This window comes from Tessaracoccus luoxuelianae (assembly GCF_055326245.1).
In genome coordinates this window covers 307,378-322,919 of sequence record NZ_JBUZNO010000005.1, presented here as the reverse complement: position 1 = coordinate 322,919, position 15,542 = coordinate 307,378, and the positions used below count along the sequence as shown (strand labels likewise).

Below are 15,542 nucleotides of genomic sequence, written 5' to 3'. Positions count from 1 at the left end.
CACAACCCCGGAAGGGCACATAGGCAGCCCGATGAATCCACCCCGTTCACGACCCCGAGATCGAGGCGTCACACCCGGCCGATACGTTGAGTCCACCAGCGGACTAGGGGGGGCCAATGGCCGGGTACACCGTCATCGATTTTGAGACCACAGGGCTCAGCCCACGGCACGGCGACCGGATTGTGGAGATCGGCGTCGTCAAGGTCAGTCATGAGGGCGAGGTTTACGACGCCTGGAGCACGCTCGTGAACCCGCAGCGAGATGTTGGCGCCTCGAGCATCCACGGCATCACGGCTCGGGACGTGGTGGGCGCACCTACGTTCGACGAAGTGGCACCCTCGCTGCTTGACGCCTTGGATGGGCGCATCCTTGCGGCCCACAACGCCAGCTTTGACACCAGGTTTCTCGCTGCCGAACTTCGCCGTGCCGGCTACGCGGTTGAGGACATCGCCGTGCCCGCGGTCTGCACGATGGCATGGTCCTCTGCCTTCTACCGCGAGTCCAGCCGCCGACTACGGGACTGTTGCGTCTGCGCCGGCGTGGACCTCGACGGTGCGCATAGTGCACTCGGTGACGCGTTTGCCACAGCTCAACTCCTGTCCAGGTACCTGGATTGTTGTCATCATCAGCCGCTGTGGGAGGAGACCATCGAAGCCGCCCGGAAGTTCAGGTGGCCTGGCCACCGTTCCGGCACAAGTGGTGTGCTCTTCAGGTCCCGCACAGACAACACCCCCGTGCGTCCCGACGGCTGGCTGGAAAGGATCGTCGCGCGCATGCCCCGGTCGGCAGACTCTCAGGTGGACTCGTACTTAGCGCTTCTCGAGATGGCGATGCTCGGCGGGTACCTCTCGCTTCACGAGCAGGACCAGCTGGTGGAGATCGCTGGGGCGGCCTCACTCACAAGGCCGCAAGTCCTGGCTCTGCACGCGGAGTACCTGCACGCGATGGCCGTGGTGGCGCTGCAGGACGGCGTCGTGACACCGCAAGAGCACGCTGACCTGGACCGTGCCGCGTCGTGCCTGGGGCTGGCCCCCCACGACGTCGAGGGAGCCCTCGAAGGTGCGGCGGCGGAGGGTGGGACCGGGGGACTGGCCATCACCGGGCTGACGCTGCAGCCAGGCGACCGGGTGACCTTCACGGGCGAGATGTCGGCGGAGCGTTCAGTGTGGGAGGCGCGGGTCCGGCATGCCGGCTTGCATGCCGCAGGACTGGCCAAGTCTACGAAGGTCCTTGTCGCAGGTGATCCTGACTCGTTGAGCGGCAAGGCATCGAAGGCGCGCTCCTACGGCGTTCCGATCGTCGACGAGGTGGCCTTCGACAAGTTGATGCGCCAACTGGAGAGTTGACGGCGCCACGGCCAGTCCTTCGTCACCGCGCCTAGGCGGGCAGCACCTAAACTTCGACCCCGCGGTCAGCGCCAGCGGCCGCGCGGTTTCGGTGCAGTCGTCCGCGGCTTCTTGACGGGGGCGGGCTGCGGCTCGCTGGCCTGTTCCTTCAACACCTTCTTGTGCGTCTCCCGCTCCTCGACGAGCCAGCCGGGCGGATCGGCGATCAGTTCGCCGATCTCGTCGGAGGTCATCGCATCGCTGACGCCCGCGCGGGCCAGCCCGGAACGCGAGATGCCCAGCTTCTGGGCCACCACGTCGCGCGGGAACGGGCCGTTGCGGCGCAGTTCGACGAGCCAGGCCGGCGGGTCCTCGCGGAGGGCGTCCAGGTCGTCCCGGGTGATCGGAGTGTTCTGGAACTCCTCAGGCGCGGCCGGCAGGTAGATGCCGAGCTTGGCGGCCGCGGTGGCCGGCTTCATGGTTTGGCTCATGCCCGCAGCCTATCCGGGTGGGGTACCCTGCGCCCGTGACCACTCCCCGCGACCCCGGCCCCGCCTCCCTGCGCGTGGGCTTTGTGCCGGGGGTCACCGTCACCAAGTGGCGGCGGATCTGGGAGGAGCGGTTTCCGCGGACACCGCTCAGCGTGGTCGAGGTGGCCGAGGCGGACCAGCGACGCGCACTGCTGGGCGACACCGTCGACATGTGCTTCGTCAGGCAACCGATCGACGGCGAAGGCCTGCACGTCATCCCGCTGTACGACGAGCTGCCGGTGGTGTGGATGTCGAAGGACCACGAGCTGTCGCTGCTCGACGAGGTGACGGCGACGGATCTGGTCGACGTGCGGGTGATCGCCGACGCTGAGCCCGCCAGCGTCGAGCTGGCCACCTACTCGGCGGCCGTGTTGCACGTGCCGATGTCGATCGCCCGGTCACACAGCCGCCGTGACCTGGTCTACCGGCCCCTCGTCGATGCCCCATCCACGACGGTGGCCCTGGCCTGGCGCACCGACAGCGGCAACGAGTGGATCGACGAGTTCATCGGCATCGTCCGCGGCCGGACCCCGAACAGCTCGCGCAGCGCCAAGGAGCGCGGTGACGAGCAGAAACCTGCCGAGAAGGTGGCGCAGCCGCGGAAGAGCGGGGTCGCGGGCAGAGCGGGACGCCCGACGGGGAGGGGCGGCAGGCCCCGCCGTCGCTGACCTCGACCGGCACCAGGGGGTCAGCGGCGACGCGGCGGCGGGGTCTCCCCGTTGGCGACCTCGTCGATCCAGTCGATCGCCTCGTCGGTCAGATAGAACCCGTCCGCGCCGCTGTCACCGGCCCGCCACGCGTCGGAGTCGCTGTCGCCGCCGGCCCGCGTGATCTCGGCCACGAGGGCGGCTGGCACCACGTCGCCGTTGTTGGCGATCAGGTAATCGCGCGTCTCGCGCCGCAGCTTGGGCCACCACTCTTCGATATTCATGTCCACATTGTCGACCAGAGCTTTGGATCGAGGGGCCAGCGCCCCGAACTGGGCGCGTCGGCACCTCGGGCGAGACGGTCGCGGTGTCCATCGATGAACGCCGCCGAGGGCCCTGGCGCAGGGGGCAGATCGCGTCTCCGCGCAACAAAGAGAGGCCTCGGGACGTGTCCAGAGGGTCCCGGCGGGCCGCGGCGAGAAGACCATCAATGGGGACGACTACGCCACGAACCCCGTAGTCAGAAGGCTTTAGTCATTCCGCTGACCCAGGCAGGAGCGCGGGTTCCACGTGGCCCTCGAATGTCTGGCCGATAGTTGATCTTCAGAAGTGGCCCCTCCCCTGTTAGCGTCGAAATCGGGTTCCTGTCGTGGCCGGGACCCGAACCGAAGGTCGCGTTTCATCACCCGGGGGGGGACCAACTCATGGCCGAGTCGTACTATCTGGGGATCGACGTGGGCACGGCCCGCGTCGCTGCCGCAACAGCGCGGCCCACCCACGACGGCAGCGTGGTCGTCTCCCATGTGCCCCTGGGCCACCGCAACGACAACGCGCCCGCGGTGGTGTTCGTCACCTCCCACGGCGGCCTGCTCTTCGGCGACACCGCCGAGCGCCGCGGCGTCGCCGAGCCCGAACACCTCGTGCGCGAGTTCACCCGCAACGTCGGCGACGACGTGCCACTGTCAGTGGGCGGTCACAGCGTAGATGCCCCCCATCTACTCGCCCAGACAGTGGCCTCCGTCGTCTCGACGGCCACGGAGTCCGAGGGCACGGAGCCCGCCGGCGTGACCGTCACCTACCCCTCCTCCTGGGGCCCGCACCGCACCGGCCTGATTCGCTCGGCCCTCAGCGAGGTCGGTCTCCGGGATGTGGCGTTGATGTCCGAGGCGGAGGCGGCGGCCCGCAACTTCGAGGCCACGCATCCGCTGGAGCCGGGCCGATCCGTCGTGGTCTACGACCTCGGAGGCACCACCTTCCACACCGCCGTCACCCGGAAGGGCAGGGACGGCTCGCTCTCGCTCGTGGGCCAGCCCCTCGGCCTGGACAACCTGGGCGGTGCGGATTTCGACGACCTCGTCTTCCGTCACGTCCTCCGCGGCGCCGGGGCCGAGGGGATGGATCTGAGCAGCTCTGAGACTCGAGACGCGCTGATCCAGCTGAGGCGCGAGTGCGTGGACGCCAAGGAGGCGCTCTCGTTCGACACCGAGGTCACCATCCCGGTGCTGCTGCCCCGGGTCTCCACGAAGATCCGCCTGACCCGCTCCGAGTTCGAGTCCATGATCGACGAGCACCTGGAGCGGACCGTCGGCGCGCTGGACGACGCCGTCGAGGGCGCCGGCGTGGACATCTCGGACGTGGATGCCATCGTGCTGGTGGGCGGATCCTCCCGCATCCCCCGGGTGGCGCAGCGGCTCTCCGAACTGTTCGACCGTCCCATCGTCGTGGACCAGGACCCGAAGTCCTCCACCGCGATGGGCGCCGCGAGGGGGTCCCTGTTCAGTCATGTCGCGCTGGCCCACCCGTCGACCGCGCTCGCCATACGCCCCGACGGCGAAGTGGCCACCTTCGCGGATGACGACAACGAGACCACCGCGATTGTGGCTGTCCACGAGGCTGCCGCGGCGGAGCCCGTTCCGCGGGCAAGATGGTGGTCAGGCCTGGCGCTGGCGGCGGTGGCGGTCACCGGCCTCGTGATGATCGGCGGCACCCTGCTCAGTGAGCTCACGGCCGGTGAGGAGGGGTCCTCCCCGCGGGCCGCGGCCTTCCAGGCGCCAGTGACGCTGGGACCCAGCGGAAGCTCGGCCGCGCCCGAGACATCCACCTCCGTGGCGGGGCAAACCCCCGCGCCCGCTGCCCCTCAGGATCAACAGCAACCGCAGCAACAGCCAGTCGCCCAACAGGATCCGATCATCCAGCGAGAGACCGAGACGGTGGAGAAGTTCATCACCACCGAGACCTTCACCACCGTCACCGCACCTCCGCCTGCCGGCGCACCCAGCACTCAGCGGCCGGCGCCCACCATGCCGACGCCGACGAAGACGACGGCCACCCCCACCACGCAGGCACCTGCCCCCACAACGCAGGCGCCCGCGCCCACAACGCAGGCACCGGCGCCCACGACCCAGGCGCCGGCGCCCACGACCCAGGCGCCGGACCCCACGACCCAGGCGCCGGACCCCACCACCCAGGCACCGGACCCCACCACCCAGGCACCGGATCCGACGACCCAGGCCCCGGATCCCGTCCCTACCACGGAAGACCCGGCACCCGTCCCGGTCACGGAGGACCCCACTCCCGCGTCTTCGCCGGAGTCCCCGCTCTCGGCCTCGCCTGACCCAGCCACAGCGCTGTGATCCAGGCGGGGGCTCCGGGCGAGCCCATCGACTCCGTGACGCACTTCACCGGCGCTCAACATGCCTGGCGTGAGACGGCTGCGCTGGCCAACCCGTCGGGGCCGGTACGCGCCTTCGTGGTGGGGACGGCCGGCTCCGGCAAGTCCACCCTGCTCAGCCAGCTCCAGGAGCTCCTCACCCTCAGGGGGTTGCCCAGCACCCAGCTGGATGCCACCGCGGACATCTCGGCACTCCCGCCCACGGACGTGCTGCTGGTCGACGACCTCCACCTCGTCGACGACGAGCGCGCCGAGGCGCTCCTGGAGCGGTGCGCCACCCGCGACGCGTCCGTCGTGGTGGCCAGCCGGCCGTGGCGACACTCCAGTCTTGCCACCGACATCGCCCGCCACCTGGAGCGCAGCGCGCCCCCCATCGTGCTCGGTCTGGTGACGCTCGCGGATGTCATCGCCTACCTGGGAGGTCGAGGGCGGTCCGTCGAGCAGGAGTGCCTGGACCACATCCTCACCCTCACCGGCGGCGTGGGGTGGCTGGTGTCCAAGGCCCTCGCCATCCATGAGTCCGCACCGTGCAAGGACCCGCAGCATCAGGACCTGGTCCGGGACCTGGAGTCCCGCATCCTGCACCGCCTGGACACCGCGGAGGAGCCGCTCCGACGGTGGGTCGAGTTGAGCTGCGTCGGGGATTACGGTGATGGGTTCTTCAGCGACGACGTGTCGGCGGAGGACCGCATCGCCGAGGCATACGCCGAGGGCCTGCTGCTGCGCAACGGCAGCCCGGTGCCGGTGGTGCGCTCGGCCGTGCGGGGCGCGCTCCCGGCCTACCGGGTCGCGGCCCTGGGCGCCGTCGGCCCAAACACCGAGGGCGTGGTGGGCCCGGACATGGTGCTGCGGCGGGCCCAGGCAGCCTGGCATGCGGGCGCACTGGACCAGGCGTCCACTCTCCTGGACGCTCTGCTGGCCGAAGACCCGGTCCCGGCCGGGGCCGCGGATGTCGCGGCCGCGGTGTGGGCAGCCAGGGGGCTGATGGCCACCGGCAGCAGCGTCTACGCCGCCCTCCCGCCGGACGGCCCGTCCGCGGCGGTGAGGGCCTCCATCGCACACGTCGGCGCCGGCGCTTCCGATCAGCTGGCCGAACCCGAGACGACGGCGGGGCCCGGCCGGCAGGAGTCCCGTCGTTCCGCGCCGTGCACCCTCGACATCGCACTTCAACTGCTCGACGAAGGGTTGCGGGCATCGCTGCAGCCCGCCCCACCGTCGTCCGCCGTGACCCGCCTGGTGCGGGCCTCTGAGCTGTATACCTCGTCGCACGCCACCGATCCGCTCCCGGAGCTGCCGGCCGTGATCGCGGCGTCGGTGGCGCTCGGGGCCGGTGAACTGTCCACTGCCCAGCACGTCATCGACGCGGCCGTCGCCGGCGGACAGGGTGGCCGGTGGGCTAGGCGCAGACTGCTCCTGTGGCAGGCCTTCGTGGCGCTCCAGGGCGAGCGGCCGTCGGCGGCGCGGGCCTCGCTCGAGGAGGCGATGGCGCTGCCCACCCCGGTCTCGCCGCGGGACGAATTGCTGCGGCAGACCATCCTGGTGACGCTGGCCCGGCGCTACCAGGACCTCGCCGCCCTCGAGGCCGCCTGGTCGGAGGCACACGAGGGCGTCCGCCACATCGACGTGGACCTCTACACGCTGCTCCCGTTGGGCGCGCTGGTGTGCGCTGCGGCGCGCGTGGGTGACGCCACCACCCTGTCGTCGCACTTCGCCCAGGGCCTGGAGTTGCTCGGTCGGCTCGGATCGCCGCCGCTGTGGTCGCTGCAGCTCAGGTGGGCCGCGATCCAGCAGGGCATCCTGCTCGACAGGCCCGAGCTGCTCGGGCCGCACGCCAAGGCGCTGGTGGCCGCGTCGTCGAGCTGCCGGGTGGCAGAGGTGATGGCCCATGCCGGCGGGATCTGGGTAGCGGTGCTGTCGGGCAACGTGGAGCCGGACAGTGTGGAGGAGGCGGCCAAGGCGCTGTCCACCATCGGGCTGGCCTGGGACGGGGCCCGCCTCGCGGCCCATGGCGCCGGTCGCGCGACCGACCGCCGGGTCTCGGCCCGGCTGCTCACCGTCGCCCGCCAGCTTCACCCGACGACGGAGGAGGCTCGGCGATCCGAGCCGGCCTCGCAGACCCCCAAGGATGCGCCGAGTGCCGCCGAGGGATCGCCGCTCAGCGACCGCGAGCTGGACGTGGCCCTGCTCGTCATGCAGGGCAAGACCTACGCCGAGATCGGGCAGGCCATCTTCATCTCCCCGCGCACCGTCGAGCACCATGTGTCGCACATCAAGCGACGCCTCTCGGTCACCAGCCGCTCAGATCTGATCGCCAAACTGCGCGTCGTGATCGACCCGTCATGGCACCAGGTCCGATCGGAGCACCGATGACCACACACCCCCTAATGACCTACTCCGGGAGTGGGGGAAAGCCCCGATGCCTTCCCACCATCCCACCCCGTAGTTTGAAAGCCAGCGCCATCCGACCCTTGAGGAGACAGCCATGACAACCCCTTTGGTGACCATCGCTGACGCGCTGATTGAGTTCATCCTCAGTCTGCTGCGAGACCCGAACGCAGCTGCGGAGTTCGCCGCAGCACCCGAAGAGACCCTCGAGAGGAGTGGTCTCGGCGACATCTGCGGAGAGGACGTCAGGCAGGTGGTCCCCGTCATCGTGGACCACCCAGACGTCATGCCCCGGCCGCATCCCCCAGAGCCCCCCGTCGTCATCGTCAACCCGCGCCCGCCCACAGTGGTGGAGGAGATCACCCGGGTGGCCAACAACTTCCACGTCGACAACCGGTCCACCATCGTGGACCAGTCCGTCAACCAGAGCATCTGGGCGGAGGGTGACGTGCTCCAGGTCTTCGACCAGGAGACAGTCCTCGCCGTGGGCGACGCGTCGATGGCAGCCGGCAACGACGCCACGGTCGATTCCTCGCACAACGACACGACCATCGGCGATGTCTCCATCGGCAATGAGGAGACCAACGTCGAGATCGACGAGTCGTTCAACGACGAGTCGATGACCGCGGACGTGACACTCAACCAGTCGGCGGAAAACTCGTTCAACGAGGCTCCCGTCAACGTCGAGGTGGCCACGGAGGTCGACGATTCGTTCCAGAACACGGAGACCACCGTCGTCGAGACCGAGATCACGACCACCTCGGTCGAGGCTCCTGCACCTGCGGCCATGGCGGCCCCCGAGCCCGAGCCCGAGCCCATGGCGGCCGCCGCCGTGGAGGAGCAGTACGAGGAGCAGCCCACCGACGAGGACTACTCGCCTGATGAAGAGGAATTCGAACCGGCCTACGACGACATCTGAGACGGGTTCTAGAATTGAGTCGCATGACCGACGAACGCCCCACGGCCCGCCCGTTCCCCACCGGAACGGACGGGCCAAAGGCTGATTCAGGGCGCAAGCGCCCCGAGCGTCCAGCCCTGGACAACGCCAATGCCGCCCCCGTGATCGTCAAGCAGCCCCCGCCCTTCTCGATCCGGGTGACCCAGCTGCTGTGGGTATTGGGCCTCGTGGCCGGCTCCGTCGCGGTGGTCTACTACTTCGTGGTGCGCGAAGACCAGCTGCCGCTGATCATCGAGGCGGTCCGCGGCGTCGACGGCTCCCGCGAGGACAGCACCTACGCCACGGCGGCGGACATCATCTACTGGTCCGCCTTCTGGGGCCTGGTCGCTCTGCTCCTCATCCAGGTCACGCTGCTGGTGTCCTTCATGAACCGCAAGGACGGGGCGAGGTGGTGGATGTTCTTCACCGTCCTCGGTCAGGCGGCGCTGTACCTGGTGGCAAACGAGCTCGTCGCCGAGGGGGAGCACGGAGAGATCCTGCGGCAGATGTTCGCCGTGCAGGGCGGGCTAGTGCTGCTCGCCATCCTGGTGAGCACCTTCCCCGGGGCCCTGCGCTGGACCGCCCGCAAGCACGACGTCCGCAAGGGCGTCGTCGCCTCCCCGGGAGCCGAGGTCTGAGGCCACCGCCTCCAGGCTCCGGATCACCACCCGACACACCTCGACGCCGGCCCGCTCGGTGAGCGGGGAGTGACTCTTGGCCCGCCACCTGTCCAGCTCCTGCGTGAGCCGCTCGGACAGGGCGGCCCCGTCCGCGTCATCCGACACCCCCAGCCGCGCCGTCGTGGTGGTGCCGTTGGCCCCGACGATCCGCTCGGCCGCGGCCGCCTCGTCCGCGGAGAGCGGGAGGCCGGACACCCTGGCCTCGGACAGCAGCGACAGCTCGCGTAGTCCGTGCGCCGTGGCCTGGATCCGTTCGATCCCGCCGAGGATGGGGGAGGCGCCGTCGTGCGGGTTCGCGCGCAGGAGTTGGGCCAGGCCGTCGAGGACAGCGCGCACCTTCAACGCCTCGGCGCGGGCGCCGAAGTGCAGGCTGATGAAACTGCCGAGCTCGTCGAGTCCGCTGTACTCCACGAGCCGTTCGGTGAGCTCGGCCGAGTTGGAAGCACCCGCCCTGATCATCGAGATGGCCAGGCGCACGCCGAAGATGCCGAAGCGGCCCAGGAGGCGGCGCCTGACGTCCTCGCTGGGGGAGGCCACCTGCTCGGGCCGCACGAAACGGTCCGCCGACACCAGGAGCTTCTCCCGCTGCCCGCGCTCAAGATCGGCCAGCGCCCGGAACGCGGCGAACTCGTCCTCCCTCAGAGTGCGGGCACCCTCGGCCACCAGTCCGGCGACGGGTAGCACCGCCAGAGCCAGCGAGGCCAGATCCCCGTGCTGCTCGTAGCGGCGGGCCACCTTGCGGGCGGAGAGGAGGGAATCGATCCGTCCGGAGCCGATCTCGTCGGCCCGCGACAGCACGGCCACGGCGTTGACGGTTCTCGAGGCGCCCGCAGCAGTGTCGCGGAAGGCCTCGAGGAACTTGAGGTCCGACGGGTGGAGGTGGCGGAGCAGGTAGACGATCGCGTCCGCCGACGACGGGGCGTTGTCCGGCGTGAGGAAGGCCGCGGACCGGGCCGACACGTCGTGGGACAGGGACTCGATGCCGGGGGTGTCGATGAGGATCAGCGAGCGCAGGACCCGCGAGGGCCAGCCCACGTCGATGCGTTCCACCTCGTCCGGGCGCAGCTCGCCCAGGTCCAGGACCAGCTTGCCGTGGGCGCGGGCGATCGGCAGCCTGCGGGGCTCGCCGGAGCGCGGATGGAGGGTGATCGTCGGCGTGTCCGAGTACCGGTACCAGGTGACCACCCGGGTGCACTCGCCGGCGTCGGTGGGCGCGATCTGTTCGCCCAGTATCGCGTTGAGCAGCGTGGACTTGCCTGCCTTGACGATCCCGGCGACTGCAACCCGGAGGGGCTCGGCCAGGCGCGTGCTCAACCCGTCGATGGTCTCGACGGCCGCGTGGTCGCCCTCGTGCAGGCGACGCGCCGCCGCCAGGAGGGCGACGGAATCCTCGTATGCCCCCGATGTCACCGGCCGAGCACCTCTTTGACCCGCATCTGCGGCAGCTCCGGCAGCTGCGCGCGCACCTTGTCGAGCTGGCGGAGCTGGGCCTGAAGCTCGAGCACGCGCTTGTCGCGCTTCTCCGAGTAGGTGCCGGCCGACTGCTTGGCCGACATGACAGCCTCCGTGAGCGAGCGGTGCAGCTGATCCGCGATGGCCCCGAAGTGGTCGCGGGCGGTGCGCTGGACGATCCGCAGGCGGTCCTTCAGCTGCTTGCCCACCTGGAATGTCACCTCGTCGATGTAGCGGCGCACGATGCCCTTCGCCTCGAACCGGCGGCGCAGGAGGCGGGAGTTCATGTCCTCGCGGTAGGCCCTACGGCCGACGAGGACGCCCGCGAGCAGCGACAGCGGATTGATCAGAGTCATCCCGATCAGGCCGGTGGCGAGACCCACCATGAGGACGCCGCCGTAGGAGCCGCGGACCCCGATGTAGATCTTCTCCACGGCGCCGAGCTGGCCGGTGTGATAGTCAGGGATCTCCTCCACCGCGTCGAGCACGCCGTCCGTGGCGCCGACGGCGATGACGGGCAGCGACGTCTCGTCCTGGATGAACAGCTCCGCGATCTCCTCGGTGAGCGCCTTACCCCGCTCGTCGGTCCAGACGAAGGTCTCCGACACGGCGGCGGCGACGCGCTGGTCGATCCATTCGGCGATCTGCTCCCAGATCGGCCCTGGGTCGCCCTGATCGATGGCGTCCTCCGCCTCGCGCTGAACGCGGCGGAGGCGGTCGCGCAGGTCGTGCTCCATGTCCGAGATGAGGTCCGCGACACCGTCGCCGAGGGCCACCTGCCAGCGCGACGACCGGCCGCGGAACTCGTCCGCGCGCGCCTTCGCCTCCTCCAGCTGAAGGATCAGCTGCGGGGTGTCCTCCGGGTTGAGGAGGGCGGTGAGTTCGGTGCGGGCGGCCATCGTCATCTGGTCCACCACGAACAGAAGATCATGCACTGCGCTGCGCGTGTTGATGACCTCCGCGCGACGCAGCACGTCGAGGCGCAGGTGGGAGACCAGGTCCGGGAAGCCGGATTCGTTGTTGAGCTCGCGGTCCTGCTCCGAGGCGGCGAGCAGCCGCAGGTCGCTGGAGACCGAGAAGAGCGGGAGCTCGCCGATCCCCTCGAGGTGTCCCTTGTCGATGCCCTCGATGGTGCGCCAGTCCGGATACAGGTCTGTCTTCGCGAGTACCGCCGCCACGTTGGGCGAGATGCGCATCGCGTGCTTGAGCAGCTGTACCTCGGGTTCGGTGTACTCCTGTGACGCGTCGGAGACCATCAGCACCGCGTGGGCCGAGGACAGCGCGGACAGCGTCGTCAGCGCGGAGGACGAGTCCAGGCTCCCGATCCCGGGGGAGTCCACCAGGCGCAGGCCGCCCCGCAGGATCTCCCGCGGCAGCACCACCTCGGCTGAGACGAGATGGCGTTCGTTGCCGGGATTCCCGAGCTCCGAGACGTACTGGGCCAGCTCCTCGAAGCGGATCGGCTGCCGCTGGATCTCTGACTTCCCGGCGTGGGGCTCCGAGCGAAGCAGGATGGTCGCGGCGGGCTGTTCGCCGTAGCCCACGGCGGTGGGGACGCTGGTGGCGACGTCGTCGTCAATGGGGCAGACCGGCGCGTTGACCAGGGCGTTGATCAGCTTGCTCTTGCCCTGCTTGAACTCACCGACCACGATCACGCGCACCTCGGGGTCGCGGAGGCGGGCGTTGGTCTGCACGAGGCGCTCGGAGAGATCGGTGCGGCCGCCGTTGGCGGCCATCGTGCCCATCGCCTCCACGAGCCCGATCAGCGTCTTCTGATTGGGGAGCACCACTGCACCCTCCACGACACCAGCAGGATCACTCATTCGGGTTCCTTCCCGCGATCGATCGTCGGTTTCTTCATCGTAGGCCTCCCCGGGTCACACGCCAGTTGCCCGGCCACCGTGGAAGGTGACCGGGCAACCGCCGTGTGAGGGTGTGATCAGGATCAGAGCTCGACGTCGATGACCTCGCCGCCGGTGGTGGCAGCGCCGGGGCTGAAGACGTTGCCCTCGTTCTCCCACTCGAAGGAGTTGAGTTCGGTGACCTCGTTGGTGAAGGAGTCCTCGATGTCGACCTCCACGTCCAGGTCCGTGGACTGGTCGTTGAAGGAGTCGTCGATCTCCATCTCCCAGTCGTAGTCGTTGTCCACCGAGTTGTCCTGGAACGAGTCGTTGATGCGGGTGTCGATCCAGGTGTTGCCGATGGAGATGTCGCCGAGCTCGACGCTCATGGAGGAGTTGTCGATGTCGATGTCGTCGCCGGCCGCCATCGAGTGATCCCCGAAGGCCACGTTGGCCGTCTGGCTGAAGTCCTGATCCACGTCGTCGCCGGCGTTGATGATCTGGTTGACGGACTGGTCAACGTTCATCGAGCGGTTGTCCAGCTCGAGGTCCGCGCCGCCGCCGTGCCCGTAGGCAGCCTTGCCGCCGAGCATCCCACCCATGCCGCCGAGGTTCAGGTCGCCGACGTTGGTCTGGTACTGGCGCACGCCCACCGTGGTGGAGTTGTCGTTGAGCGTCTGCTCGTTGAACGAGCTGGTGATGTTGAACGAGTCCTGCGTCTTCACCGACTCATCGCGGTTGAAGGAGTCGTCGATCTCCACCTCAACATCGAGGTTCTCGGAGTTGTCGTTGTAGGAATCCTCGTGCTCCAAGGAGTTGTCGACGTTGTAGGAATCGTCGATCTCGGTGTCCGTCTCGGTCTCGTTGAAGGAGTCCTCAACCTCGACCTCGGTGTCGATCTCGGTGTTGGTGGAGTTGTCCGAGTTGTCGTTCAGCGAGTCTTCGATCTCGACCTCGAGGTCGGCGTCGAGGTTGGTGTTGGTGGAGTTGTCGTTGAAGGATTCTTCAGCAACTGCCTGGAAGCCGGCTGTGTTGGTGTTGTCGTTGGGCATGACCCTTACCTTTCTCTGGCCGCCGATCTGGCGTGTTGAGGTAAGTCTTCATCCGACTGCGGATCCGGGCATCGGGGGTGACCCCGCAAACCCCATAGGGGTTGACGGGGATTCGCGCGGCGGATGCCCGACTGGCTAGGGGATCGGTCCGGAGTCGAAGCCCTCACAACCCGCGCCGATCGGGCTCAGACGTGGCGCCCGGGGCCGAGCGTCGCGGCGATCAGCTGCCCCCGGCCCGACATCGGCATCCGGGCGAACATCCCCCACATGGCGGCGGCCAGCCCGGTGGCGGTGGAGTCCCGCGACATGAAGTCGCGCTGAGCCTGGCCGGGGAGCCGACCGAAGGCGTCGAACAGGGCCAGCGTGCCGTCGACGTCGAGGCGGAGCAGGGCACGCAGGCCCATCTCGCGGAACAGGTCAGCGGGGGTGTGGGGGTCGGCCGTCATGGGTCGACCGGCCGTCAGGTCACGGGCCAGGCCGTCGGCCCGCAGCAGCGAATGGGCCACGGAGTAGCCCGTCACCAGGTTCCCCCCGCGCCCGGCGGTGCCGACCGCCGTCGTCCCAGGGGCGGCGCTCCAGCCCCGCCCGCGCATCGGGATGCGCACCACTTCCCTGCTCAGCGGATGCTCGACGGCGGACTCGGCCACCCCCCGCGACACCAACCGCGTCCGGAGCCTCGCCCTCAGCTCAGGGATGGGTAGGCCGGGCGCGGCCGCGAGGCAGGTCTCCTCGAGCAGCACTTCGCCACCCCCCAGGGGGATGGCGTAGAGGAAGGTGGGGGTGTCGTGCGGCTGGGGATCCGTGGACCAGTCGGTGCGCCAGTCCATCAGCAGCGCCGTCGCACCCTGCAGCGCCGGCGCCGCGACCTCGGCAGGCAGGACGATCCCGAACGCAGTCTGGGCCGGCGAGGGGTCCCGGGGGATGATCCCTTCGGGCCTCGCGCCGCGCGCGTCGACGACGACGCGGGCTTCGGATCGCAGGTCCGAGACCTCGTCGTCGGTCAGCCGGCCGCGGCGCAGCACCACCTCGTCGAGAGGGAAGGCGGCCTGGAGGGCGGGGTTGTCGAGGACGAGATAGTCGCGGGGGAGGGGGTAGGCGCCATGGGCCCTCAGCTCGGGGCGAAGGATACGGGACCGCACCACTGATTCCGGCAGCGCGCCCAGTTCGTCGCCCCAGATGCCGTAGGTGGGGCCCCAGACCGCCTCGGGGCGGGGGTCGACGGCGAGAACGCGCATCCCGTGCGCCGCGCACCGCGACGCGAGGGAGCGCCCGGCGGGACCGAGCCCGACCACGGCGACGTCGAAGGAGGTGGCGGTCACGGGTCCTATCGTTCCATGTCGCGGAAGGGCTCCGCGGTTGCTGTTCCTCCAGACCGATGCTCGAATGCCCTGGGGGCTCGAGACCTGATCTGGAGGAACAACAACCGCAGGCAGGGCGGGAGCGTCAGCCGTGATCCCGTGTGCAGGTGTCAGTTGCCGGTCTTGGGCAGCCCCACCACGGGCTTCTTGGTGGGCGGGGCGGTGGTGGAGGTCGTCGGCTTGTGCGACGGCTTGGGGGACGGGCTCATCGACGGGGACGGGCTCATCGACGGGGACGGGCTCAACGACGGAGAGGGACTCACCGACGGAGAGGGTTTGGTCGTCACCTTGGGCACCGAACACAGGATGACGTGGGAAATGTCCTTGTCAGAGGAGTGTCGCAGCTTCGTTCCGGCAGCCACCGACATGAAAACCTCGCTGGGCTCGTCGGTGGAGTTCTCTGAACCCGCCTTCAAGATCACGGCGTACCACACCCGGCCCTCGCCGGCCTTGGGGACGGTGAAGGGCGTCTTGACCGGCTCATCCTTGTAGCAGTCGATGCCTGCCACGCCGAAATACTGTTCCCACGCCTCCGGGTGGTTCGCAGCCGACCCGTCTGGGATGTCGGCCTGGGCGGTCAGCCCGCCCAAGAGTCCCAGCGCCGCGATCAGTCCCGCGGCCGATATGGCTGCTATTCCTGTCCTGCTCTTCATGACTCTCTACC

At 69.2% G+C, this 15,542-nt stretch carries 13 protein-coding genes; 6 read left to right on the top strand and 7 right to left on the bottom strand.

Translation table 11 applies throughout. The features are described from left to right. The first annotated feature begins 116 nt into the window (after positions 1 to 116). Complete coding sequence (locus tag ACZK39_RS09810; protein ID WP_463613208.1) at positions 117 to 1,346, top strand: exonuclease domain-containing protein; 1,230 nt, start codon at positions 117 to 119, stop codon at positions 1,344 to 1,346. A gap of 65 nt (positions 1,347 to 1,411) precedes the next feature. Here the strand turns inward: ACZK39_RS09810 and ACZK39_RS09805 are convergent, their stop codons facing one another. Next, positions 1,412 to 1,816 carry a DUF5997 family protein gene (locus tag ACZK39_RS09805; protein WP_463613207.1) on the bottom strand — a complete coding sequence of 135 codons (405 nt, stop codon included), beginning with the start codon at positions 1,814 to 1,816 and terminating at the stop codon, positions 1,412 to 1,414. Between the two features lie 35 nt (positions 1,817 to 1,851). Between ACZK39_RS09805 and ACZK39_RS09800 the strand changes: the two genes are divergently transcribed. Beyond that, a complete protein-coding gene (locus ACZK39_RS09800) occupies positions 1,852 to 2,523 on the top strand; it encodes a LysR substrate-binding domain-containing protein (RefSeq protein ID WP_463613206.1) in 672 nt (223 codons plus the stop codon). 20 nt (positions 2,524 to 2,543) lie between these two features. On the opposite strand, the gene ACZK39_RS09795 is transcribed toward ACZK39_RS09800, so the two are convergent. Beyond that, complete coding sequence (locus ACZK39_RS09795) at positions 2,544 to 2,786, bottom strand: BRCT domain-containing protein (protein WP_182800289.1); 243 nt, start codon at positions 2,784 to 2,786, stop codon at positions 2,544 to 2,546. Positions 2,787 to 3,206: 420 nt separating this feature from the next. Between ACZK39_RS09795 and ACZK39_RS09790 the strand changes: the two genes are divergently transcribed. The 4 genes from ACZK39_RS09790 (at position 3,207) to ACZK39_RS09775 (ending at position 9,133) form a co-directional block, all read left to right on the top strand. Then, entirely contained in the window at positions 3,207 to 5,135 is a 1,929-nt protein-coding gene (locus ACZK39_RS09790; protein ID WP_463613205.1) for an Hsp70 family protein, read from the top strand. A 35-nt stretch (positions 5,136 to 5,170) separates the two neighbouring features. Then, on the top strand, positions 5,171 to 7,543 hold the full coding sequence (locus tag ACZK39_RS09785; protein WP_463613204.1) for a LuxR C-terminal-related transcriptional regulator: 2,373 nt from the start codon (positions 5,171 to 5,173) through the stop codon (positions 7,541 to 7,543). A 112-nt stretch (positions 7,544 to 7,655) separates the two neighbouring features. Beyond that, entirely contained in the window at positions 7,656 to 8,477 is an 822-nt protein-coding gene (locus tag ACZK39_RS09780) for an IniB N-terminal domain-containing protein (RefSeq protein WP_459055614.1), read from the top strand. Between the two features lie 23 nt (positions 8,478 to 8,500). Further along, on the top strand, positions 8,501 to 9,133 hold the full coding sequence (locus ACZK39_RS09775) for a hypothetical protein (RefSeq protein ID WP_463613203.1): 633 nt from the start codon (positions 8,501 to 8,503) through the stop codon (positions 9,131 to 9,133). On the opposite strand, the gene ACZK39_RS09770 is transcribed toward ACZK39_RS09775, so the two are convergent. From ACZK39_RS09770 to ACZK39_RS09750, 5 genes are all read right to left on the bottom strand, one after another. Then, positions 9,023 to 10,585 (bottom strand): dynamin family protein, encoded by a 1,563-nt coding sequence (locus ACZK39_RS09770; RefSeq protein ID WP_463613202.1) that lies wholly within the window; start codon positions 10,583 to 10,585, stop codon positions 9,023 to 9,025. The two genes, ACZK39_RS09775 and ACZK39_RS09770, sit on opposite strands and share 111 nt — an antisense overlap. After that, positions 10,582 to 12,450 (bottom strand): dynamin family protein, encoded by a 1,869-nt coding sequence (locus ACZK39_RS09765; RefSeq protein WP_459055611.1) that lies wholly within the window; start codon positions 12,448 to 12,450, stop codon positions 10,582 to 10,584. The genes ACZK39_RS09770 and ACZK39_RS09765 overlap by 4 nt, the downstream gene beginning before the upstream one ends. 122 nt (positions 12,451 to 12,572) lie before the next feature. Further along, a complete protein-coding gene (locus tag ACZK39_RS09760) occupies positions 12,573 to 13,520 on the bottom strand; it encodes a hypothetical protein (protein ID WP_459055610.1) in 948 nt (315 codons plus the stop codon). A gap of 185 nt (positions 13,521 to 13,705) precedes the next feature. Next, complete coding sequence (locus tag ACZK39_RS09755) at positions 13,706 to 14,839, bottom strand: lycopene cyclase family protein (protein ID WP_459055609.1); 1,134 nt, start codon at positions 14,837 to 14,839, stop codon at positions 13,706 to 13,708. Between the two features lie 149 nt (positions 14,840 to 14,988). Continuing rightward, on the bottom strand, positions 14,989 to 15,531 hold the full coding sequence (locus ACZK39_RS09750) for a hypothetical protein (protein ID WP_463613201.1): 543 nt from the start codon (positions 15,529 to 15,531) through the stop codon (positions 14,989 to 14,991). Between the last annotated feature and the right edge of the window lie 11 nt (positions 15,532 to 15,542).

What these genes read in the sequence shown, in the direction of transcription:
- ACZK39_RS09795 (WP_182800289.1), bottom strand. Translation starts at nt 2,786, where the DNA reads ATGAATATCGAAGAGTGGTGGCCCAAGCTGCGGCGCGAGACGCGCGAT.
- ACZK39_RS09750 (WP_463613201.1), bottom strand. Translation starts at nt 15,531, where the DNA reads ATGAAGAGCAGGACAGGAATAGCAGCCATATCGGCCGCGGGACTGATC.
- ACZK39_RS09810 (WP_463613208.1), top strand. Translation starts at nt 117, where the DNA reads ATGGCCGGGTACACCGTCATCGATTTTGAGACCACAGGGCTCAGCCCA.
- ACZK39_RS09805 (WP_463613207.1), bottom strand. Translation starts at nt 1,816, where the DNA reads ATGAGCCAAACCATGAAGCCGGCCACCGCGGCCGCCAAGCTCGGCATC.
- ACZK39_RS09760 (WP_459055610.1), bottom strand. Translation starts at nt 13,520, where the DNA reads ATGCCCAACGACAACACCAACACAGCCGGCTTCCAGGCAGTTGCTGAA.
- ACZK39_RS09765 (WP_459055611.1), bottom strand. Translation starts at nt 12,450, where the DNA reads ATGAGTGATCCTGCTGGTGTCGTGGAGGGTGCAGTGGTGCTCCCCAAT.
- ACZK39_RS09790 (WP_463613205.1), top strand. Translation starts at nt 3,207, where the DNA reads ATGGCCGAGTCGTACTATCTGGGGATCGACGTGGGCACGGCCCGCGTC.
- ACZK39_RS09775 (WP_463613203.1), top strand. Translation starts at nt 8,501, where the DNA reads ATGACCGACGAACGCCCCACGGCCCGCCCGTTCCCCACCGGAACGGAC.
- ACZK39_RS09780 (WP_459055614.1), top strand. Translation starts at nt 7,656, where the DNA reads ATGACAACCCCTTTGGTGACCATCGCTGACGCGCTGATTGAGTTCATC.